The organism is Polaromonas sp. (assembly GCF_039930745.1).
In the GTDB taxonomy this organism is placed as follows: Bacteria; Pseudomonadota; Gammaproteobacteria; order Burkholderiales; family Burkholderiaceae_C; genus Polaromonas.
Map to the genome: position 1 here is coordinate 1 of NZ_JBDTTH010000079.1, position 20,171 is coordinate 20,171.

At 59.4% G+C, this 20,171-nt stretch carries 23 protein-coding genes and 1 tRNA gene; 5 read left to right on the forward strand and 19 right to left on the reverse strand.

From position 1 onward, the window contains the following. The first annotated feature begins 135 nt into the window (after positions 1-135). Positions 136-816: a hypothetical protein gene (locus tag ABI660_RS18475; RefSeq protein WP_348070816.1), complete on the forward strand. Its 681-nt coding sequence runs from the start codon at positions 136-138 to the stop codon at positions 814-816. Positions 817-1,028: 212 nt separating this feature from the next. Here ABI660_RS18475 and ABI660_RS18480 read toward each other — a convergent pair whose 3' ends face one another. The 10 genes from ABI660_RS18480 to ABI660_RS18525 form a co-directional block, all read right to left on the reverse strand. Further along, positions 1,029-3,416, reverse strand: a complete 2,388-nt coding sequence (locus ABI660_RS18480; protein ID WP_348070818.1) for a tetratricopeptide repeat protein — start codon at positions 3,414-3,416, stop codon at positions 1,029-1,031. Positions 3,417-4,064: 648 nt separating this feature from the next. After that, positions 4,065-5,228, reverse strand: a complete 1,164-nt coding sequence (locus ABI660_RS18485; protein ID WP_348070820.1) for a zonular occludens toxin domain-containing protein — start codon at positions 5,226-5,228, stop codon at positions 4,065-4,067. Then, positions 5,213-5,512, reverse strand: a complete 300-nt coding sequence (locus ABI660_RS18490; RefSeq protein WP_348070822.1) for a DUF2523 domain-containing protein — start codon at positions 5,510-5,512, stop codon at positions 5,213-5,215. Before ABI660_RS18490 ends, ABI660_RS18485 begins: the two co-directional genes overlap by 16 nt. A 1-nt stretch (position 5,513) precedes the next feature. After that, positions 5,514-6,623, reverse strand: a complete 1,110-nt coding sequence (locus tag ABI660_RS18495) for a virulence factor TspB C-terminal domain-related protein (RefSeq protein ID WP_348070824.1) — start codon at positions 6,621-6,623, stop codon at positions 5,514-5,516. A gap of 372 nt (positions 6,624-6,995) precedes the next feature. Continuing rightward, positions 6,996-7,214 (reverse strand): major capsid protein, encoded by a 219-nt coding sequence (locus ABI660_RS18500; RefSeq protein ID WP_348070826.1) that lies wholly within the window; start codon positions 7,212-7,214, stop codon positions 6,996-6,998. A gap of 98 nt (positions 7,215-7,312) precedes the next feature. Next, the gene (locus tag ABI660_RS18505) at positions 7,313-7,525 is read right to left on the reverse strand and encodes a hypothetical protein (RefSeq protein ID WP_348070828.1); all 213 of its coding nucleotides are present in this window, start codon (positions 7,523-7,525) and stop codon (positions 7,313-7,315) included. A gap of 96 nt (positions 7,526-7,621) precedes the next feature. Continuing rightward, positions 7,622-8,278, reverse strand: a complete 657-nt coding sequence (locus ABI660_RS18510) for a hypothetical protein (RefSeq protein WP_348070830.1) — start codon at positions 8,276-8,278, stop codon at positions 7,622-7,624. 81 nt (positions 8,279-8,359) lie between these two features. Beyond that, on the reverse strand, positions 8,360-8,683 hold the full coding sequence (locus ABI660_RS18515) for a single-stranded DNA-binding protein (RefSeq protein WP_348070832.1): 324 nt from the start codon (positions 8,681-8,683) through the stop codon (positions 8,360-8,362). Positions 8,684-8,692: 9 nt separating this feature from the next. Beyond that, the gene (locus ABI660_RS18520; protein WP_348070834.1) at positions 8,693-9,877 is read right to left on the reverse strand and encodes a phage/plasmid replication protein, II/X family; all 1,185 of its coding nucleotides are present in this window, start codon (positions 9,875-9,877) and stop codon (positions 8,693-8,695) included. Positions 9,878-9,879: 2 nt separating this feature from the next. After that, a complete protein-coding gene (locus ABI660_RS18525; protein ID WP_348070836.1) occupies positions 9,880-10,344 on the reverse strand; it encodes a hypothetical protein in 465 nt (154 codons plus the stop codon). Positions 10,345-10,403: 59 nt separating this feature from the next. Here ABI660_RS18525 and ABI660_RS18530 point away from each other — a divergent pair, with 59 nt between their 5' ends. From ABI660_RS18530 to ABI660_RS18540, 3 genes are all read left to right on the forward strand, one after another. Continuing rightward, positions 10,404-10,832: a DUF4124 domain-containing protein gene (locus ABI660_RS18530; RefSeq protein WP_348070838.1), complete on the forward strand. Its 429-nt coding sequence runs from the start codon at positions 10,404-10,406 to the stop codon at positions 10,830-10,832. A 40-nt stretch (positions 10,833-10,872) separates the two neighbouring features. Further along, positions 10,873-11,325 carry a DUF2726 domain-containing protein gene (locus tag ABI660_RS18535; protein WP_348070840.1) on the forward strand — a complete coding sequence of 151 codons (453 nt, stop codon included), beginning with the start codon at positions 10,873-10,875 and terminating at the stop codon, positions 11,323-11,325. 79 nt (positions 11,326-11,404) lie between these two features. Beyond that, positions 11,405-11,683, forward strand: a complete 279-nt coding sequence (locus ABI660_RS18540) for a hypothetical protein (RefSeq protein ID WP_348070842.1) — start codon at positions 11,405-11,407, stop codon at positions 11,681-11,683. Here the strand turns inward: ABI660_RS18540 and ABI660_RS18545 are convergent. Continuing rightward, positions 11,669-11,756: transfer RNA gene (locus ABI660_RS18545), tRNA-Ser, on the reverse strand. The genes ABI660_RS18540 and ABI660_RS18545 overlap by 15 nt on opposite strands. Before the next feature lie 333 nt (positions 11,757-12,089). Between ABI660_RS18545 and ABI660_RS18550 the strand changes: the two genes are divergently transcribed. Next, positions 12,090-14,516, forward strand: coding sequence for a cellulase family glycosylhydrolase (locus ABI660_RS18550; protein ID WP_348070844.1), 2,427 nt, complete (start codon positions 12,090-12,092; stop codon positions 14,514-14,516). A 99-nt stretch (positions 14,517-14,615) separates the two neighbouring features. On the opposite strand, the gene ureG is transcribed toward ABI660_RS18550, so the two are convergent. From ureG to ABI660_RS18590, 8 genes are all read right to left on the reverse strand, one after another. After that, positions 14,616-15,272, reverse strand: a complete 657-nt coding sequence (ureG, locus tag ABI660_RS18555) for an urease accessory protein UreG (protein ID WP_348070846.1) — start codon at positions 15,270-15,272, stop codon at positions 14,616-14,618. Next, positions 15,269-15,967: an urease accessory UreF family protein gene (locus ABI660_RS18560; protein ID WP_348070848.1), complete on the reverse strand. Its 699-nt coding sequence runs from the start codon at positions 15,965-15,967 to the stop codon at positions 15,269-15,271. Before ABI660_RS18560 ends, ureG begins: the two co-directional genes overlap by 4 nt. Further along, positions 15,964-16,581, reverse strand: a complete 618-nt coding sequence (gene ureE / locus ABI660_RS18565) for an urease accessory protein UreE (protein WP_348070850.1) — start codon at positions 16,579-16,581, stop codon at positions 15,964-15,966. Before ureE ends, ABI660_RS18560 begins: the two co-directional genes overlap by 4 nt. Before the next feature lie 72 nt (positions 16,582-16,653). Beyond that, complete coding sequence (locus tag ABI660_RS18570) at positions 16,654-17,094, reverse strand: GNAT family N-acetyltransferase (RefSeq protein WP_348070852.1); 441 nt, start codon at positions 17,092-17,094, stop codon at positions 16,654-16,656. Between the two features lie 6 nt (positions 17,095-17,100). Continuing rightward, a complete protein-coding gene (gene ureC, locus ABI660_RS18575) occupies positions 17,101-18,819 on the reverse strand; it encodes an urease subunit alpha (RefSeq protein ID WP_348070854.1) in 1,719 nt (572 codons plus the stop codon). A gap of 85 nt (positions 18,820-18,904) precedes the next feature. Then, entirely contained in the window at positions 18,905-19,210 is a 306-nt protein-coding gene (locus ABI660_RS18580; RefSeq protein ID WP_348070856.1) for an urease subunit beta, read from the reverse strand. 10 nt (positions 19,211-19,220) lie between these two features. Further along, the gene (locus ABI660_RS18585) at positions 19,221-19,835 is read right to left on the reverse strand and encodes a HupE/UreJ family protein (RefSeq protein WP_348070858.1); all 615 of its coding nucleotides are present in this window, start codon (positions 19,833-19,835) and stop codon (positions 19,221-19,223) included. A 20-nt stretch (positions 19,836-19,855) separates the two neighbouring features. Then, positions 19,856-20,158, reverse strand: coding sequence for an urease subunit gamma (locus ABI660_RS18590; protein WP_300535249.1), 303 nt, complete (start codon positions 20,156-20,158; stop codon positions 19,856-19,858). Positions 20,159-20,171 lie beyond the last annotated feature (13 nt).

Below are 20,171 nucleotides of genomic sequence, written 5' to 3' on the forward strand. Positions count from 1 at the left end.
GGTGGGGTCAAAATTAGATGAAAAACCGGGGTCAAGATTCAGTGGAAATCAACAGGCTGGACGGCTGCAGCGGCCGGGGTTTTGTCGGTGATGGCTTTGGCCGGGCGCATCAGGGACTGGTACGCGAACCAGATCATGACCGGGATCAGCCAGATCGTCCGGAAGTCCAAGCCCTGGGTGTCCAAACACCTGGCGGCATCGATTGAGAAGCTGGGCTATTACACGAAATGGTGGATGGAGCGGGAGGGTTGCGAGGATCTGGAGACGGTGCTGTGCCTGCACCAGGTCGAGAAGGCGGGCAAATGGCACCCGCGCGGGCTGGACCTGGCGGGACGCATCAGCGAGGGCAAGGCTGGCCGGACGGAGGCGCGGGCGCTACTGGTGGCGGTCAAGGAAGAACTTGAGGCCGAGAAAGAGGACAAGAAGGCAGCGAAGAAGGCGGCCGCCCAGGGCCAGCTGCAGCTGGACGGGGAAGCGGGTAGGCCCGAAGCGCCGGCCTGGTCAGCGGAACAGGCGATCCGGGTGCTGGCCGAAGCCCTGGAGGAGGCGGACCATGCGCCTGTGGCCGAGCTGATCGCGGGTTTGACGAAGGTGCAGCAGCTGGAGGTGGCGAATATTCACAAGGCGGACTGGAGTGCGGGCAAGGTGTTTTGCAAGGCGACCGATGTGCAGAAGCTGCGCGGCCTGCACAAACACATCGGGCAGAACTACAGTGCGGATGACTGGCAGAGTGCGGCGTTCATCTTGGGGAGCTCGAACATCAAGCCGACGCTGGCGGACCTGGCGGGGGAGGTGCACCAGTTGGTGCATGGGTGATGGGATTGCGGCAGCAATTCCGATATCGCGTAAGGGGCAACTTGCAGGCTTCCACGGTCTTGAGAAATTCGTCGCGCCACGTGGGCTTACGGTAGTTCTCAAAGATCTGGTCTGCTGCCATGGCAAGGGCTTGCTGTTTCATTGACGTTCTCTACGAGCTATACATTTCCACATGCAAGCGTAGGCCAACTGGGCACTTATTCAGCGTAGCCCTAAGACACGGAGGGAACCGCAAAACTGACCGGTGGCTCTCCGCGCTGATGTCTTTCCCACATCAATGTATACGCGGATTCAATATGGGAACAAAAGCGGTTTGTGTCGAACAAGGGATATTCAGACCGATTTCGCGATAGCTTGGCACGAATATCGGACAGCAAGTCGGGACACGTTGCCAACTTCAGGGCTAGTGCCTCATAGTCCGCCAAGTTTTCAGTGATCAGTTCAGGCAGTCCCACCGCATTCAACAAACTGGCGGCCACCCGGCTGGGAAACGTCGTACCCATGCAGGTTAGAACGGGCAAACCGGCCCATAACGCATCACTGGCAGTAGTGTGCGCGTTGTATGGGCGCGTGTCCAAAAACAAGTCTGCCAGTTTGTGCCGCGCCAGGTGCTCGTCCAAGTCCAACCGAGGCGCAAAGACCAATCGTTCTCCTGCGACACCGCGGCGCAATGCCTCAGAACGCAGATTCCGAGAGACTGCTGCATTGTCTTCCAGCAACCACAATACGCTACCGCTGACCTCGGTCAGCAGGCGCATCCAGACTTCGAATATGTCGGGCGTAATTTTGTAATTGTTGTTGAAGCAGCAAAAGACAAAACCAGACGCTGGCAAACCGCATTCCGCTCGGGTAGGCGTTGTTTTTCCAATCTGTCGCTGCGTATCGTTGGCCTGATAACTATCCGGCAGCCACACTACTTTCTCCGAATAAAACCGCTGGTGTTCAACAGGAATAACGTAACGGTCCGCAAGGATGTAATCGACATATTCCGCTCCCATACTTCCGGGAAAGCCCAAATAGTTGATCTGAATAGGAGCAGGCCTTTGGGCCAAAATTCCTGGTCGGCCATCCGTGGTAAATCCTTTCAAATCAATCGCGATGTCGATTTCCATGTCCCTAAGCAAACTGGCCGCTTCCCGATCGCTCTTTGTTCGAACGTCAACAAACCGATCGAACGAACGAAGCAAGCGCTGACGCATGGATCCTTTGGAATCAGGACCAAACGATAGCGCGATGATCTCGAACCGTTCGTGATCATGAAGTTCAAACAGTTCAGCCATCAAATAGGCGGTTGCATGGTCATGAAAATCCGCAGAAAGATATGCCACCCGAATCTTGTCATGCGCGTACCGCTGACCACTCCACAAGGGCTTCTCCGTGGGTGGACATACCGCGGCAGCATGTGTCTGTGCGCACTGCAACAGCGCGGCCGCTGACCATGTCGCCGCCAGAAACGTGAATGGCCCAACCGCTCTTTTTCCAATCATGACGGCACTATTCAAACGCTTCAGGTCCGATTCATACTGCGACCAATCACACGAATACATTTTCGAGCCCAACAAGTTCCCAATGGCATGGGGATACTCCGGCTCAATTTCGATCAATCGCGCAAAGGCACGTGCAGCATCATCGTGCCGATGCAAGCAGCCCAACATTGCGCCAAGGTTTCCCAAAGCATTTGCGTGCAGCGGCTCTAATACCAATACCTGCTGAAAGGAAGCTAACGCATCTTCATGCCGACCGAGCCCTCCAAGCGCAATGCCGCGGTCGTTGAAAACCTCTGCAGAGGTCGGATTCAGACCTATCAGCTTGTCATAACTCGCCAATGCATCCTCAAATCTATTGACTCTCCGGAACAGATTTCCCAGGCGGCTATGAACCTGCGCATGATCCGGGCTGAGCTTCAACGCCTTCTGAAAGCAATTGATGGCCTGCTCCAAATCGTTTTCGTACGCATACAAACTCCCAAGATGCGCGTGAAAATCCATTATCTCTGGGTGTGCGGCGATCCCTTTGAGGACAATTTCTTTGGCACGCCCGACTTGCCCGCTTTCCAATAGCATCTGGCACAAATCGCTATAAACGATCTCGAAGTCCCGCTTGAGGTCGAGCACTCGAACGAAATTTTCTATGGCGATCTCTGTCTTGCCCTGCCTCTTGGCGATGACACCGAGCACATAAAAAGCGTCGATCAGTGCTGGATTAATGTCCAAACTCCGTTGGAGCGCGTGTTCTGCCTCTTGATAGTGCTGTTGTTCACCGAGAGCGAACCCAAGATTGAGGTAGGCATCAGCGTCCTGCGGATTGACTGCAATGGCTTCACGGTAACTGGTTGATGCCTCGTCCAATTTGTCTTCTGCAAGAAAGGCATTTCCGCGACGTCTGAGAATATCGCCGCGGAGTGTTTGATCGAGTGCAGTCGATGTGCTGGGCACATTTTCCAACGCTTCAATAAGGCTCGCTTCCTTCTCTGCAGTGAAGACGACTTTTCTGAACCAATTGAACACCCCCATACGCTTCCTTTTGCTACCAAGACCCACACGGCCGTTTTTGCCTCTACACAGCCCGGGGCCTACCAGCAGGCAGTAAAGACCTTGCATGGAAAAATGTCAGGCGAATTTCACGACTTGAAGATTTGAATTTTAAGCCAAGCCACGCATAAATACATATGCTGAGTGCCATCGCCCCTGTGCAATGCGCTTTTGCACAAGTGACTTGAAAGCTGGCGGAGCAAGTGCTTTCGAGCGTGCATGCCGCAGCTTGTTGCAGTGCCAGCATGCGGCGACGATATTCGCTCTGCAATTGGTGCCTCCTTCCCACCTTGGCTGCAAGTGCTCCGCAGTACATAAATGACGCCTGGCCTGGCGTTCAGACAAACCGTACTGCCTTGCGAACCGAGAAATGTCACCTACAGCCATCAAGACTTGACAGTAGTAGCAGCGACCAGATTGATGAGTACACGCATTGCTGCGCGCGTTGACGTGAGATTTGGGCATGTAGCCTCCGATGGAATGAATAACAAAATGCCATCTCAATAAAAATTGAGATGTCTCTGTCATTCGTACGGATATCCCATCGAATGAGGCCTGGCTCTAACGAGCTTCGGCAGGCATACGTATTCACGCTGGTACACAGCAGGGTGTACCAATGCCCGTGGTTGAGTCATAGACCCAACCACCCACTGGCGGAGATATTAGCGCCAACTAAAAAAGCCGTCAACCAACTGCGCTCAAGGGTGATGGTTCAACCTACTGCATCTGCCTGCGCTTGGCCATAAACGCCAGCGTCTCCGCATCCCGGGAAACCGTGCTGCGTGTATCAGGCGGTGGCAGCACCAAGCCTGCATTGAAGATTGAAACCGGGGAAGCCCCCTGCACGTCTGCAGCGGACGCGCGGGGAGCTTCCGCCACCCGCCCCTGATCGGGCCTCTCCTGTGGCCGAAGCGAGTCGTCGAAGAAGCCGCCAGCCGCGATCTGCCGGCACAGGTCGGCCGGGACCTGCAGCGGCGTGGCCTGCTGGGTCCAGCATTGGCAGGTCCTGGCCTTCGCGCCTGGCTTGCGGCCGTCCAGGCAGGCGGCCGGCTTGGGCGCCTGCTGCGCCTTGTTGATCTCGTCATACCTGGGCGCGGTCTGCGGCAGGCCCTCAAAGCGCGGCTGGAAGCTTTGTACGTACTCTGCCCTGGTCATGGAGCGCTTTTCTTCCTGGCGGGGCGTGTAGCCCGGCTGGACGGCTGCCGCGGCCGGAGTTTTGTCGGTGATGGCCTTGGCCGGGCGCATCAGGGACTGGTACGCGAACCAGATCATGACCGGGATCAGGATGGCCAGCGCCACCAGCACGTAAACCTGTTTGGGAACGGCCTTCTTGCCGGTGTGCAGGCTGGCCGACTTGTACCAGGCATAAACCTCCTTCGGGAACGCGATCATGGACACCTTGGCATCCTTGCCGGCGCCGGCCTTCTCACAGTTGCCATTGACGGCCGACCACTCCAGGCAGCTGACCAGATCCGCCCCGAAGGTGCGTTTCAAATGCCGGTGCCAGCCAGGCGAGCCGATCAGGCGCCGGACGAACAGATCGAGGTTCTGCGGGTGCTGGGTGATGAGATAGAAGTCAAAGCCGCGGCGGCGATGTTCGGCCAGCATGCGGACCGGTTCGGGCACCGGTGCCGAGCTGCCGCGCACCGGCAGGTCGTTGTGGCATTCGTCCACGATGATGATCGCCCCATCGGGCAGATCCTGCCAGTCCTTGAAGTCGAACTTGAGCCAGCCGAAGTCGGCGACCATCTCGAAGCGGCCGTTGTAATAGACGGCGCGGTTTTCCTTGAGCTGGCGTTCGCGGACCCACTTGAGGGTGTTGAGGGTTTTGCCGGCGCCGTTCGCGCCTGTGACCAGGTGCAGTATTACCGGGTCACCCACTTCTTGAACGTGCCGCTGGTGACGCCGTTGAGTGTCTGACGCACCACGATGGCCGAGAAGATCATGCTGATGCAGTTGCCGATCTTCATATACGCCATCAGCGCAATCATTTCAGCCGGCAGCCCGGCGAACGAGGCCACGGCCTGGCCCTTCAACCAGGTCAGCGTGACATCCACGCCGGTATAGGTGATGACAGCGATCCCGAGGGACAGCAGGACCTGCCCGGCGATCGAGCCAGACAGGCGCAGCAGCATGCCGCCCAGGGAAGCGAGAAATAAAGGCATATCAACCCCTCGTCACGATGCGCGCCGACAACAGCGCAGAAATGGCCATGAGCACCAGACCGAGGTTTTCCAGCCAGGGGCAGATGGTCGAGAAAGGCAGGCTGACGGTCGCTCCCATGACGGTCACCGACTTGTTGCCAATGCAGGCCGGACCCGCGCTGAGCGCGTTGCTCTGGTCGAAATTGGCGGATGAAATGCTCAGGGTGTCATTGCCCGGCAGGTTCAAGGTCCGGTTGCCGGTTTTGACCTTCTCCGTGTCGTAGAGCGCTGATTCTTCGTTGGGCGCATTCATCAGGCAGTTCTGCCGGTGCACCTCTTTGGCAATCGCGCCCTGGATCGCGTCCCCCTTGAACGTGAAGCCGGCGGCACAATCGCCCGAGAAGGTGGAGGCATCGGCCACCTTGTCGCAGCCGGGTGCCTTGGGGTTCATCGCGCAATAGCTGGCCTGGGACTCGGTCTTCGTCGTCGTGCCGGTGCTGGCCCCGCTGGCGTCCTTGTTGCTGGTGGTGGTTGTGCAGCTGCCGTTGCTGCAGGTGGTCTGGGTGGTCTGCTCGGTCGTGCCGGTGGGAGCGCCGGGGATGGTGGGCGCCGATGCGCCAGGCGTGGGCGGTGTGGCTGTGGTGGTCTTGGGCGCGTCTACCGTCGATGACGGCGGAATGCAGACCTGGGCGCCGTTGACCGTGCCCGGATAAGAACCGGGGGCGCAAGTGGCCGTGATGTCGGATGGCTTGGGAACTACAGAACAGGCGGAGGCGTTTTGACCACTGCACGCGAAAGGCCCGTACAGCTCGGATTGACCGCCGCCACCCGCGCCGCCGCTTCCCTTGATGACGTAGCCGCCGAAGCACGCTGTGAGACCCACTGAACCAAAATGCACCATCGGCGCACCGAGCAAATTAAGGCCATCAGCAAGAGCCTTGCATTCAGTGTTTTGCTGAACCTGCAAGGAAATGCAAGCGTTGCCTGACTGCACATAGGTGGGCGCATTGCAAGTACACACGCCACCGCCTAGCGTGGAGTTGGAAGGACAGACGGTGGCGTAAGGGATAGCCGGGTTTCGATAGACCGAGTTGTAATACGGCCCGGCACCAGTGAAAACAATGACAAGCAAGGTCTGATTAGCGAGGACGGAATAACCACGCGGACTAGAGCAAGGCCCCTCGCAACGCAACTCCACAGCGCAGGGAGCACCAGCACCACCGGAAAAAGCATTACAGGACGGCATCCAGGTACTCAGGTAAGCCGAAATTGCGGCCTCATCAGGACCATATGAAGGTGCAAAAGAAGCGCGAGCCGGTGTACCCAACATGCCCAAGATGAGGGCAAGCAGAATGCCAGTGCCTACGCGGTAAAAATTAACCACGCGGCCCCCAGCAGTGCGATAACCACAAAAATTCCCAACACTTGCCTTTCAACGAAGGGTCAACCGCTGGCCCTTTGGTGAAAGACCCCGGCGTGCACGCCGGAGCTTTTCAGCAGACGCTTAAGACAGCGCCGAGCGGACCCACTTGAAGGCTTTGACAGCCACGACGATCAGCAGGACAGCGCCGCCGATCAGACCGATGGGCACGGCCTGGGCACCGATATCGGTCACGATGTTGGCAACATCGACGGCTGCGGCGTGTGCGGGCACAGCCAGTGCGGCGAGGGCCATGAGGACCAGCGCCAGCATCATCTGCAGAAGGTTTGTTTTGTTTTCCATAAGGACTCCGTTTCCGGTGGTCCCGAAACATTCGGGATTGCACCCGAGAGAGCGACGACGTTTCACAACGCTGGCCGCCTCCCGGCTGAAATCACTGCCTAACCGAGCGAGTCCTCCTGCCCCGCTGTCACACTTCCATTCATGGACCGGATCAGCATCCGGATCCCCCACCCGAGCACCCAGACGCCGATCACGGCTGCTGCGATGGCGCCGCCCTGCTCGAGGTCGAGCTGCAGCGGTGGCAATGACAGCTCATGCACCACGGTGACGGTGCAGGCGCTGCTGCAGTCGATGACGAGGGGATCAGGCACGGCTGAACACTTCCACCAGGTAGCCGGCAATCGCTACGGCGACGATGGCGCCCCAGCGCCAGGCGATGCCGTTAAAGAAGGTGGCGAGGAAGCGCTTCATTGGTCGAAGTCCTGCGATTTGCTGATTTCCTTGAGCGCCATCAGCCGGTTGTTGTCGGCTTCGCTCAGGACGGGCACGCCGTATTTCGCGGCGATGCGGGCGTCCTCTGCGGCGCTTTCGGCTTCAAGTTCGGCGTCGCGCGCCAGATCCTCTGGCGAAGCCTTAGCGAGGTACTTCTCGTAGGGCGTCATGGCGCCAAAAAATGCGGCGTCGGCGGCCTCCTGGGCATCAAACCTGGCATTGATGTCTGCCCAAACCGCCGCCTCCTCGGACGTCGCCGGGCGATAAACCGGCGCCGTGTCCTGAGAAATCATCGCATTCTGGATTTCTGCGCTCTGCGTCCAATTTGGATTAGGCTGCAAGCCTGCTGCAGCACGGTCGCGTGCGTCGTCGGCTGCGGTGTAACCCTCCCAATCAGGCGCAACGGCGTCTGTCTCGTAGATGTTTTCGCCGTCCCGATCCAAGTACACCGTACGGCCATCCTCTGAAACGTATTTATTGACGGCGCCTTCGACACCGTCGATGCCGATCTGTTCGCGGATAAACCTCAACGTTTCAATGGCCCACTTGATGCCGAGGCACGCTACACCGACCGTTGCGACGGCCGGTATGACATCTAGCAAGAACTGTTGAACTACGGCTACATCAACCATGGTTTTCTCCTAAGAACACTCGGAGGCCCTCGGGCGAGGGCTACCGGCTGCTTTCAGGTTTCGCAAGCGAAACGCTGGCCTTTACTCGATCGCGTCAAGCGTCATGTCTACCGGCGTGACCATGGAGATCTCGCCGGTTTCCTTGTCGGTGGACTTGAAGGGCTTGCGGGTGTAGCCGCCGAGCTTGCAATCGACGCTGACCAGGTCGCCCATCTGGCCGACGCGGTTGTTGCTGCGGATCTCGACGGTCTGCGGCCGTGAGTACTCATCAGCCGCCGGCGTGACCAGGCGGGTGTAATGTTTCTTTTCGTGGCGGCGGGCGGCCTCGATCTTTCCGCGGATGCTCACTTCCATCGGGCGCCGCTGTCCTGGCATGGCCTTGATGTTGTCGGGTTGTGCTGACATGGTTTTTCCTTACGCGGCGAGCCGCATTAAATCCCGGCTGACTTGGTACTCAGGGCGGTTCCGAGCCGGTGAAAAACAGAACCGCCTGTCCACGCGTTGCGGCGTGAAATCGTGAATGAGGGAGTCATTGGCAACGATCACAATGTCCGAGCCGATCCAGCTGACGCCAGCGTCCTCGAGCAACTTCCGGTTGCGGTAGAAGGTCGGCTTTGTGTAGCGGTCGCCCGTCTTGTCGCTGCCGGCCGTGCACATCGATTGCCAGAAGCCGTATAGGCGATTGCCTGCCGTGCGGCCGTACTTGTTTTGGAGCCGTGTGCATACCGCGTCTGTCGTGCGTACTGTTTCCATGCCTTGCTTTCCTTCGCGCAAAATGCGCTCGATTTCCTTGTCGTGTAATGCCTCAAGGTAGGCGTCGGTCAACTCGTGAACCTGTGGGTCTTTGTCGAAGTCGTAATTGAGTTTTGGGCTGTTGATGCCGACCTCGACGCGCAGCCGGTTGTCGGCCAGGCGCTGGAGGGCTTTGATCTTTCGCTCGACGCGTTCGAAGTTGTTGCCGTCTTCTCCGTAGATGTGCCGGAACATGTGGCGAAGGAAGGAGCGCAGCCGGTTGGGTTCGTGCGCCTGGAACTCGGAGCCCTTGTGATAGAACTTCACCGTCGTGGTCTTGCCGGGGAAGTGAACGGCCATGTCGTACTTGCTGGCCTTCTTCTGCCGACGCGGGAAGCTGACGAGCTGCATGGTGTCGAAGAACTGTTTGCATGCCGCCTTGGACAGCCGGTAGACGTGGGCCACGTCTACGCGGTGGACGGTCCACACGTCGGCAATCGGAAGATTGACTTCGAGCAGCTTTGCAATTAAATTCACCAGGTAGCGGCAGCTCTCGAGGAAATTGGTCGGCCCGCCGTAGACGTTGTGGCCGAGCATGACTTTGTGCACGCTGGCCTCAACCATCAGGTAAGGCTCGCAGGCATGGCGCTGCGGCGTGCCGTTCTTGTCAACGATCCAGTCGTCGTATTTCGGGATCACCGAGATCCGGGCATCCCAGGAGCCGAGCAGCTGGCCGGTGTGCAATTCGTAAATCATTTCGCCGCTGGCCATGTCTATGCCGGAACGCAGAATGCATTTCTGTTCAACGGCGCGGATGAATTCCCGGGACATGGTGGGCGACTTCAATCTGATCGTGTCGTAGGCCACGGTCAGAAACCCGCCGGCAGCGCAGGCCGCTGCGTTGCATGCGGTTTCTCAAAAATGAGACTGTCAGGCGGTGCTACCACGCCCGCCTGACTAAAACCGGGGTCGGGGTCAGCCTGCTCCAGCCCAGCCCTGGGCGGCGCTTCGCTTGCCGCCTGGGCCGGGCCTGCGCAGGCACCAGCGGCGGCCTTGCAGCTGCAGAACTCCCCGCCGCACTGGATGACGTTGCGAACTGGGATGGTCAGCCTGGCTTTCTCCGGCCACAGGGTTTCCAGGGTCCAGCAGTCCTTGCCATCCGGAGTAACCCAGAGTTCCTTGATGACGGCGCAGTAAACGATGGGGCCGCGCCTGGCCAACACGTGCTGTACCAGAACTTCGCGGGAGCGAGCGGCTTCGGCGCAGCGAGCCGCGTGCGCCTGGTAGGAATACGGTTCACTACTGAGTGAATAGGAAATCGGTTTAGTCTTCATAATTTCACCGAACCAGTCGCACCCGAAGTGCCAAAATGTCCGCTCAAGGAGGACGAAAGATGAAATTCATCTCGCTGTTGGCGGCTTTGCTCTTTTCTGTTGCGTTGAGCGCCCACGCCGCAGGAGATCCGACCTACAAGTGCATTACCCAGGGGAAGGTGACGTATTCCGATGAGCCTTGCGTAGGGGCGAAAATCGTTGACACCACTCCGACACAAGGTCTGGATAAGACTTCCGGGCAAAGCCGAAAGGGTGCTGATGTTCAGCGTGTAGAAACCCAACGTGAGATGGGGAAGGCCATGCAACAGATCACGGGCCGAGCGCCGGAACAGCGCGACAAAGCCATCAAGCGCATCAATCTGTCGCTTAAAGATCGTCAGGAATGCGAAGCCCTGGATATCGGGATGGTTCACTTTTCCACTCCGACTCCTGAGGAAGAAGTCGAGCTCTACAACCTGCGCAAGAGGTACAAGGACCTGAAATGTTGAATAACGAATCTCTGGTGAAGTTGAACAGTAAGAGGGAGAAATGAAAAATTTGATTTGGCTGGTGCTAGGGCTTGCCGTTCTGATAGCAATAGTGACCGTGCTGAAAGCGAAGCAGCAGGGCGGATCCGCTCGCAAGCTCGATGTCCGGAAGAAGGATCTGCTGTCGAAGCGAGAGCAAGGAATGTTCTTCCGGCTAACCTCGACCTTTCCCGAGCATGTGGTGCTGTCGCAGGTTTGTTTTTCTGCGCTTCTCAGGAGCAACCAACGAGGAACACGCAACAGATACAGCCAGAAATTTGCGGACTTCGTGCTTTGCACCAAAGCATTCGACGTCCTGGCTGTCATCGAACTCGACGACAGCAGCCACAAAGGAAGAGAACGAGAAGACGGCGACCGCGATGGCTGGCTGACAGCGGCCGGATACAGGGTGGTGCGGTATGCAAACACCCCTGACACGGCCAAATTGCTGGCGGACTTTCCCTCGAGCCCCTGAGCGTGCATAATTAACCTTACTTGGTGTACGTAAACTAATATCGGATTACGTCACGCAATGTAAACCAAGAAAGGTATACATGCAAGACTTAGAACGCATTAATTTTCTGATTGATCGCGCCGCAGCAACGCTGGGCAGCGACAACCAATTAGCCGCCGCACTAGGTACTAGCCGGCAGGTCGTGAGCAACTGGCGCCATGGGCACAAAGAGCCAGGCGCAGACAAGCAGGCCCAGCTGGCCGAGATGGCCGGTTTAGATGTTGGTTTTCATGTCACAGCATCCGCTGTCGAAAAGACAGGGCATGCAGCCGCAATAGCTTGGCTGGCTAAAAGGGCTGAGGACTGGCGGAAGCGGTGAGATTCGAACTCACGAAAGGTTTCCCTTTGCCGGTTTTCAAGACCGGTGCAATCGACCACTCTGCCACGCTTCCAAGACCGATATCTTAACCGGTACACGACTAAACTTTTCAATAGGGCACAGGCACGGTTAACAGGTGAGGCGGCAAGTGGCTGCCTGGCTTGTGCCTTGCTATCGCTCCTTCACAGCAAGCCTGCCGGTTCTATTACAGGTATTACAGCAGGCAACATCGAGAATTTTCCCCGCATGCTAAGGTGATTTAAAGGGGCCTTAGCGGGCCGCGCTATGCGGTTCGTTCGAAGATGTCGGTACCTTCTGCGGCTTGTTCTTTGCAGGCCTTGGCGAAATCCCTAGCTCTCCATCGCCGCGACCAACCCGGCCCGAACAGGGAATCAGGAGAACCTCAATGAAAAGACGTGAATTTTCGCAGGCTGCGCTTGCTGCTTTAGGGACTATGCGCCTGAGCGCGATCATGGCGACAGGGGGCAGTATGGTTCCTGAGGCCAGTGCGGCCATTGGGTCTGTTCCGGCGGGCACCAATCTTTCAGGCATGGAGTGGGCCAAGCCCGGTTTACGTATTGGTACCAGCACGGCTCCCAATTTGCATTTCACCGTGCCGCGCGCTGCAGACATTGCCTACCTTGCTTCTTGCGGCTACAACAAGAGCCGTTTGCCGATCCAGTGGGAACTCCTGCAGCCCATGCTTCATGACACGGTTGCAAACACCGCAGTGAAAACAGCTATTGGCCAACCGGGTGCTTTTCACCCTGGTTATGAGTCCTACATCACCGGTGTGCTTGATGCGCACGCAGCGGTGGGGATGAAATGCATCATCGACAACCACAATTACTGTCGTTACCAGGACTTCAAGTTTCAGCCGGATGGATCGATTATCGGCCTGACGGTTCCTGCCGATCCGTTTGTTCGCCCGTTCAGCACCGACAAAACGCAGGTGCGAACGCGTATTTTCGCCTTGGCTGCCGGTGCAACCCTCCAGCAGGCTCACTTCGTGGATTTCTGGACCCGCGCGGCGACGAAGTGGAAAAATCATCCCGGTTTTGGCGGTTACGGACTGATGAACGAGCCGCACGACATGCCCAAACCCGGTGGTGTTATTGCCTGGAATGAAGAGACGGTCAAAATTGCGGAAGACCTGAGCATCTGGCCGGCCTTTGCGCAGGCGGCGATCAATGCCATTCGCGCCGTTGACGCGGTGAACCCGATTTACGTGGGAGGAAACCAGTACAGCTCGGCCGTGGTCATAGGCACAAAAAACCCGGGGTTTCCGCTGGCTGGTGCCAATCTCATCTATGAAGTCCACATGTACCTGGACGCATTCAGCAACGGTGCGGCCTTTGACTACGACACCGAGGTGGCCAAGAATTACAGTGCCGGTTTCGGCGTCGGCTCCATCAAGCCATCCACTGGCATGGACCGCATCAAGCTGGCCACGGACTGGGCCAGCGCGAAAGGCGTCAAGCTGGCGCTGACTGAAATCGGCATGCCGCTCGATGACACGCGTTGGCAAACCATGTTCGCGCAGGCTGTCAACTACGCGCACCAGGCCGGGTGTGAGATCTACACCTGGATGGGCGGCAGCCACTGGCCCATTCGCAACTATGCGATCAATCATGTGCCGAGCTGGTACCAGAACAGAACAATGGAGCCTGCGGTGTCCGGGCTGCTCAAAGCGGCTGTCGGGATCGCGCAGGCGAGCCTGTTCGATGACGGCCCGGGCTACGGGCTCGCCGGTACGCCTCTGGCAATCACGGTGTCCGCCCGCGGCAACCTGGCCCGGCCTGTAGCGTTGACGGTGGCTTCCAACAACGGCGGCACATTGAGCAAATCGTCGCTGCTTATTCCCGCCGGCGCGAACGGCCAGGACACTTTTACCTATACACCGGCGACCAACCGGGTGGCGACACTGAGCTACACCAGCGACGGCCAGCTCTCGGGCCAGGTGCCGCCGCCGCGCAGAATATCCTCACTCAACGATCCGGTGGCTCATGCGGCCACCAGCCTGCAGGATGCGGCACAGGCCATCATCGCGAAATACAGCGCCTGTAAATGGGAGCTTTCCGACGGCTACACAGACTACATGCTCGGTGCGCCCGCAGCGGCCGGCCAGCCGATCCGCGCCATCTCGGATTCGGGCTACGGTTCCAGTGCGGGAAACGCCATGGAGATGATCAACGGAGTCAACAAGGCTCATGGCGGGATGGGCACCATGGTTTTGCCCATCATGCGCGTGACCAATGGTAAGAAGAACTCGGACCATACCGTGGCCAACACCTGGGGCTTATGGTGCAAAAAGTCGCTTGGCAGAGCTGGTGTTCAGCCCAACCCGAGTAACAGAGTGCCTTACAACATCGAGGACGCGCACTTTGTCATGGTGGCCGCCAGCGTTCCCGGTCAATCCAACACGGGCGTGCTGTTTCAAGCTTCGCAGACCGAGCAATCTCACACGTCGGAGCTGAATTTCACGAACAGCTTTCCGGGAGCCAAATGGGTAGATTCAGGCGGGCAGAAAGTGGAGCTGGCCAGTCCGACAAAGATTCCGGCCAATACACCGGCAGTGTTCGCATTCACATCGGCACCCGGTGCGCAGAAGCTGCGTGTCAATTCAGCCGTGGTTGCCAGTGCGGCGGCGACTTTTTCGCCCAGTGCGTACAACCAGCTGCTGATCGGCTGGGGCTATCTCAGCTATTACCCGCGTGGCGGTTTCGGGGGACATATTTACGCCGTGATCACAGGCAAAGGCGCGCCAAGCGCTAGTGAGTTGGGGGTATTGGAGAAGTACCTGGGGACGACGGCGGGAATCAATTTGCCCTAGCTTCGTTCCACTCGGGAAAGGCCAGCTTGTAACGCTCGAAGGTGCAGGGGAGAAACCGGCGCGCGATTTTCCGCACCGCGTGAGGCTCATCCAGACGCATCACCCCGCGGACAACATGCCTCGCGTTTCGATGAACGCAATGACTTCAGCCAGGCCGGCCTGGGTCTTGAGGTTGGTCATGACAAAGGGTTTGAGGCCTTTGGCCGTGGTGCGCATGCGGATGGTGTCGGCTTCCATCACGGCGAGGTCGGCACCCACATAAGGCGCAAGGTCGGTCTTGTTGATGACGAACAGATCGCTTTTTGTGATGCCGGGGCCACCTTTGCGGGGGATTTTTTCGCCGGCTGCCACGTCGATCACGTAAATCGTCAGATCGCTGAGTTCGGGGCTGAAGGTGGCAGCCAGGTTGTCGCCGCCGGATTCCACAAACACCACATCGGCATCGGGAAAGTCCTCCAGCATGCGGTCAATGGCTTCGAGGTTGATGGAGGCGTCTTCGCGGATGGCAGTGTGCGGGCAACCGCCGGTTTCCACACCCATGATGCGTTCAGCCGCCAAAGCGCCGCTGACGGTCAGGATGCGCTGGTCTTCCTTGGTGTAGATGTCGTTGGTGATCGCGACCAGGTCGTACTTGTCGCGCATGCCCTTGCAGAGCATTTCGAGCAAGGTCGTTTTGCCGGAACCGACCGGCCCGCCGATGCCGACACGCAGCGGTGGCAACTTCTTTGTACGGTTGGGTATGTGGTGCAGGGTCATGATCTGAACAATCTCGAGTATTGCGTTTCGTGTTGGGAAGAAAGAATGGCCAGCATGGGCGAAAACGCCTGGCGTTCATGCTCTGCGAGGGCCATAGCCTCAGCGATGGCCGCCGGTATTTCGGCCGCCAGCCGCGACAATATGCGTTGGCCCGCGCTTTGCCCGAGAGGTACCGATTTGAGCGCCGCCTGCACCATGTTCTCGGCCCAGCCAAAAGCATAGGCAGCCAGGCAGTCGGCGATGCTGGCGGTCAGTGCCGAGGCTGCCAGAGAATACGCCACCGGGTAAGTTGGCGGCAGTTTGGCACAGGCGTCGATGTGCGTGTCGCTGACGCTGCGGTGGTTGCGCAGCCATTCCACCAGCGAGCGGCCCATCTGCTCGGCCTGCAGGCGCAGCTCGCTGGTTTCGCGGGTTTGCAGCACCCAGTCGTTGAGTACTTTCACTTTGTCGAGTTCGCCGCTACGCCAAGCCGGAATCGCCCGCGCGATCACCGCCAGATCACCTCTCGCCAGACTCAGATGCAATTGGTCGCTGAGCCAGTCTGCCGCTATGCTTTCTGTAGCTACTCCCGCCCTATCGACGCCGGCTTCCAGTCCTTCCGAATAGGAAAAACCGCCCACCGGCAGGGCCGGGGAGGCCAGCCAGATCAGTTGCAGCAGGCTGGCGGCCGGCAGGGGCTGGGCCGTTGCGCTCAATGGTTGTGCGGTTTGTGTTTGTGGATCTGGATCGCGACCGGCTGCGCATCGTCATGCGCGTGGTCATGGCTGTGGTTGCAGTCCGGACCGTGCACATGTGGCGCGGGGGCGGCTACTGGTACATGAGCATGTTCGCTCTCGTGCGCATGGCCATGGCCGCCCGCGCTGTAGGCGCCGCCTTCGGGCTCAAAGGTTTCGCTGACTTCGTTGACGATCAGGTGCATGGAACGCAGCATCTCTGCCAATACGTGGTCGGGCTCTATCTTCAGGTGATCCGGCTTGAGCTCGATGGGCACATGCCGGTTGCCCAGGTGGTAGGCCGCGCGCGTCAGGTCGAAGGGCGTGCCGTGGGTTGGACAAGCGGTGATGCGCAGCACGGTTTGCGGTGCCGCGATGACTTTCACCATCGAGCCTTCTTCGGCGATCAGCACATCGCCGCCGCGCACCAGCGTACCGCGCGGTAAAAAGATGCCGAGATGGCGGCCCAGCGAATCCGTGGCCTCGAAGCGGCTTTTCTGACGGATGTCCCAGTCGAGTTCGACGCTGGCCGCGCGTTTGAGCAGTACGGGCGCCAGGCCTTGGCCGTGGGGGATGCATTTGGAGACTTGGAGCATAAGAATTCTGGTGTTCAGGGATGCGTGCATTGTGGCGCAGGGCCGTATGCATCCCTCAGCAAAGGGTCTTGGTCATGAACAGGCTGTAGGGGTCGAGCACATAGTCGGCAAAGGGACCGCACTCCACAAAGCCTTCACTTCGATACAGCTTTTGTGCTGCAGCAAAAGGAGCGTGAGGACCGGTTTCAGGCTGATCTGCCGTATGCCTTTGGCACGCGCAGCCGCCTCGATGTGGCGCAACAGGGCGCGTGCCACCCCTTTTTGCACATGGTCGGCAGCCGTGCGCATGGATTTGAGCTCGGCGTGCATGGGCGTCAGTTGTTTGAGAGCCCCGCAACCCATCAGTTCTTCTCCCTCGCACGCTGTCCAAAACGTGATGGATGGATGGCGCAACGCGTCGAGGTCCAGCGCGTGTACGCTTTCGGGCGGCGAGTGTTCGTGCATCGCATCGAGGTGTATTTGCAGCAAGGCGGCAATACCCGCCCCGCGCAGGTCGTCGATTCGGATCTCCATGCGTGGTTAGAACAAAAAGTAGCGCTGAGTCATCGGAAGGCTGATAGCCGCTTCGCAGGTCAGCAACTGACCATCAGCGCGCACGGCGTAGGTCTGTGCATCGACCTCCATTTTCGGCGCGTAGTCGTTGTGAATCATGTGGCGTTTTTGCACGCCGCGAATGTTCTTGACTGCGGCAAGGGTTTTGACCAGACCGAAACGCTCCCTGATGCCACCGGCCAGGCCGGCCTGCGACACGAAGGTCAGCGAGCCTTTGGCGATCGCGCCGCCAAAGCCGCCGAACATGGGGCGATAGTGCACCGGTTGTGGGGTCGGTATGGAGGCATTGGGGTCACCCATGGCCGCCATGGCGATGAAGCCGCCCTTGAGGATCAGCGCCGGCTTGATGCCGAAGAAGGCCGGTTTCCAGACCACCAGATCGGCCCACTTGCCCAGCTCAATCGAGCCAACTTCATGCGCGATGCCGTGGGCAATCGCCGGGTTGATGGTGTATTTGCTGATGTAGCGTTTGGCGCGGACGTTGTCGTTTCGCTCGGGATCACCGGGCAGCTTGCCACGCTGTACTTTCATCTTGTGCGCGGTTTGCCAGGTGCGGATGATGACCTCGCCGACGCGGCCCATGGCCTGGCTGTCGCTGCTCATCATGCTGATCGCGCCCAGGTCGTGCAGCACGTCTTCCGCGGCAATCGTTTCCTTGCGAATGCGGCTTTCGGCAAAGGCCAGGTCCTCGGCAATCGCTGGGTCCAGGTGGTGGCAGACCATCAGCATGTCGACGTGCTCGTCCAGTGTGTTGACGGTGTAAGGCATGGTCGGGTTGGTCGAGGACGGAAGGAAGTTCTGCTCACCGACGACCTTGAGTATGTCCGGCGCATGGCCGCCGCCCGCGCCTTCGGTATGAAAAGCGCACAGGGTGCGGCCTTTGGTGGCGGCAATCGTGTTTTCGACAAATCCGCTTTCGTTGAGCGTGTCGCTGTGGATGGCCACCTGCGTGTCGGTCTTTTCCGCCACGTCCAGGCAGTTGCTGATGGCCGCGGGCGTCGTGCCCCAGTCTTCGTGCAGCTTCAGGCCGATCACACCGGCATCAATCTGCTCATGCAGCGCGGCCGGCAGGCTGGCGTTGCCCTTGCCGAGAAAACCCAGATTCATCGGGAAGGCGTCGGCGGCCTGCAGCATGCGTTCTATGTTCCAGGGGCCGGGTGTGCAGGTGGTGGCAAAGGTGCCGGTAGCCGGGCCGGTGCCGCCGCCCAACATGGTAGTGATACCGGAAGTCAGTGCTTCCTCGATCTGCTGCGGGCAGATGAAATGGATGTGCGAGTCAATGCCGCCGGCGGTAACGATCATGCCTTCGCAACTGATGATTTCAGTGCCGGGGCCGATGATCATTTCCACGCCGGGTTGGGTGTCGGGGTTGCCGGCCTTGCCGATGGCCGCGATGCGGCCGCCCTTGAGGCCGATATCGGCCTTGATGATGCCCCAGTGGTCGATGATCAACGCGTTGGTCATCACGCAGTCCATAGCGCCTTCGGCGCGTGTTTTCTGCGACTGCGCCATACCGTCACGAATCGTCTTGCCGCCGCCGAACTTCACTTCCTCGCCGTAACTGCCGGCGCGTAGCGTGTAGTCGGCTTCGACCTCAATCATCAAATCGGTGTCGGACAGGCGCAGGCGGTCGCCCACCGTGGGGCCGAACATCTCGGCATAGGCTTGTCTGCCAATCGTTGCCATTAACGGACTCCCGCAGGGCCGCCCCAAGGGAGGCCAGCGCCCCCTCGGGGGGCAGTGAATACACAAAGTGATGAACGTGGGGGCATCAAATCTTCCCTTGAGTCAGGCCGCGAAAGCCGTAGATTTTTCGTTCGCCGGCGAAGTCCACCAGCTCCACCGTGCGCTGCTGGCCCGGCTCGAAACGGACCGCCGTGCCGGAGGCAATATTGAGCCGCATGCCCTGCGCGGCGGCGCGGTCGAAGGCCAGCGCGCCGTTGGTTTCGGCGAAGTGGTAATGCGAGCCGACCTGGATCGGTCGGTCGGCGCTGTTCTGCACCACCACGGTCAGGGTGCGTCGCCCGGTATTGAGTTCGTGGTCGGGGCCGTCGGTCAGCAGTTCACCTGGAATCATGGGAGGCCCCTCAAGCCAGGCGGCCGAGCAAGGCCAGTCCGAAGATGGCGACGCCCGCGCCGGTCAGGCGCGGCACCCAGAAGTTGGCGTGGCGCAAGGCCCAGCCCGCGGCCACGCCGGCAGCGTGCAGCAACAGCGTGGCAGCCAGCATGCCCGCGACGACCGGTAGCGCACTGAAGTTACCGGCCAGCTCGTAGCCATGGGCCAGGCCGTGGAAAACTGCAAACACGCCGACCAGCGCTGCCGCAGCCATGCCGGGTACACGCCAGCGTGTCAGTACCAGCAGGCCGATGACCAGCAGCGAGGCGGCAATCACGGGTTCCACGAAAGGCAATTGCACGCCCTGGAGCCCGAGAAGGGCGCCGGCCAGCAGCATGGCGGCAAAACCCATCGGCGCCCACAGCAGGTCGGGCCAGGCGCGTCGCGCGGCCAGCGCGCTCCACAGCCCAACGGCGACCATGGCCGCGAGGTGGTCCACGCCGGTCAGCGGGTGCAGGAAACCGCTGAGGAGGGCGGCCTGGCTGTGGACTGCCTCTCCGGATTCATGACCAATATGGGCGCCAGCCCCGGTGGACAGGACGCAAGCAGCTATCAAAAAAAGAGCGTTTTTGAGTTTGGATTGCATGGTGGCTATCTCGGTGGGGATTAAACAATGGGCTGGTGAACGGTGACCAGCTTGGTGCCGTCGGGAAAGGTGGCCTCCACCTGGATGTCGGGGATCAGTTCCGCAATGCCGTCCATCACGTCGGCGCGCGTCAGGATGGTCCGGCCTTCGCTCATGAGCTGGGCCACGGTTTTGCCGTCGCGTGCGCCTTCCATCACGGCGGCGCTGATCAGCGCGACAGCTTCGGGGTAATTGAGTTTCAGGCCGCGCGCCTGGCGCCGTTCGGCCAGCAGTGCGGCCGTGAAGATCAGCAGCTTGTCTTTTTCTCTCGGGGTCAATTCCATGGGTTCTCCGGGG

Bases quoted from the DNA above. Each gene is read 5' to 3' on its own strand.
- ABI660_RS18590 (WP_300535249.1), bottom strand. From the start codon at position 20,158: ATGGAATTGACCCCGAGAGAAAAAGACAAGCTGCTGATCTTCACGGCC.
- ureE (WP_348070850.1), bottom strand. From the start codon at position 16,581: ATGCTCCAAGTCTCCAAATGCATCCCCCACGGCCAAGGCCTGGCGCCC.
- ABI660_RS18525 (WP_348070836.1), bottom strand. From the start codon at position 10,344: ATGAAGACTAAACCGATTTCCTATTCACTCAGTAGTGAACCGTATTCC.
- ABI660_RS18535 (WP_348070840.1), top strand. From the start codon at position 10,873: ATGAAAAATTTGATTTGGCTGGTGCTAGGGCTTGCCGTTCTGATAGCA.
- ABI660_RS18500 (WP_348070826.1), bottom strand. From the start codon at position 7,214: ATGGAAAACAAAACAAACCTTCTGCAGATGATGCTGGCGCTGGTCCTC.
- ABI660_RS18540 (WP_348070842.1), top strand. From the start codon at position 11,405: ATGCAAGACTTAGAACGCATTAATTTTCTGATTGATCGCGCCGCAGCA.
- ABI660_RS18530 (WP_348070838.1), top strand. From the start codon at position 10,404: ATGAAATTCATCTCGCTGTTGGCGGCTTTGCTCTTTTCTGTTGCGTTG.
- ABI660_RS18515 (WP_348070832.1), bottom strand. From the start codon at position 8,683: ATGTCAGCACAACCCGACAACATCAAGGCCATGCCAGGACAGCGGCGC.
- ABI660_RS18480 (WP_348070818.1), bottom strand. From the start codon at position 3,416: ATGCAAGGTCTTTACTGCCTGCTGGTAGGCCCCGGGCTGTGTAGAGGC.
- ureG (WP_348070846.1), bottom strand. From the start codon at position 15,272: ATGACCCTGCACCACATACCCAACCGTACAAAGAAGTTGCCACCGCTG.
- ABI660_RS18475 (WP_348070816.1), top strand. From the start codon at position 136: ATGACCGGGATCAGCCAGATCGTCCGGAAGTCCAAGCCCTGGGTGTCC.
- ABI660_RS18570 (WP_348070852.1), bottom strand. From the start codon at position 17,094: ATGGAGATCCGAATCGACGACCTGCGCGGGGCGGGTATTGCCGCCTTG.
- ABI660_RS18510 (WP_348070830.1), bottom strand. From the start codon at position 8,278: ATGGTTGATGTAGCCGTAGTTCAACAGTTCTTGCTAGATGTCATACCG.
- ABI660_RS18490 (WP_348070822.1), bottom strand. From the start codon at position 5,512: ATGCCTTTATTTCTCGCTTCCCTGGGCGGCATGCTGCTGCGCCTGTCT.
- ABI660_RS18580 (WP_348070856.1), bottom strand. From the start codon at position 19,210: ATGATTCCAGGTGAACTGCTGACCGACGGCCCCGACCACGAACTCAAT.
- ABI660_RS18585 (WP_348070858.1), bottom strand. From the start codon at position 19,835: ATGCAATCCAAACTCAAAAACGCTCTTTTTTTGATAGCTGCTTGCGTC.
- ABI660_RS18550 (WP_348070844.1), top strand. From the start codon at position 12,090: ATGAAAAGACGTGAATTTTCGCAGGCTGCGCTTGCTGCTTTAGGGACT.
- ureC (WP_348070854.1), bottom strand. From the start codon at position 18,819: ATGGCAACGATTGGCAGACAAGCCTATGCCGAGATGTTCGGCCCCACG.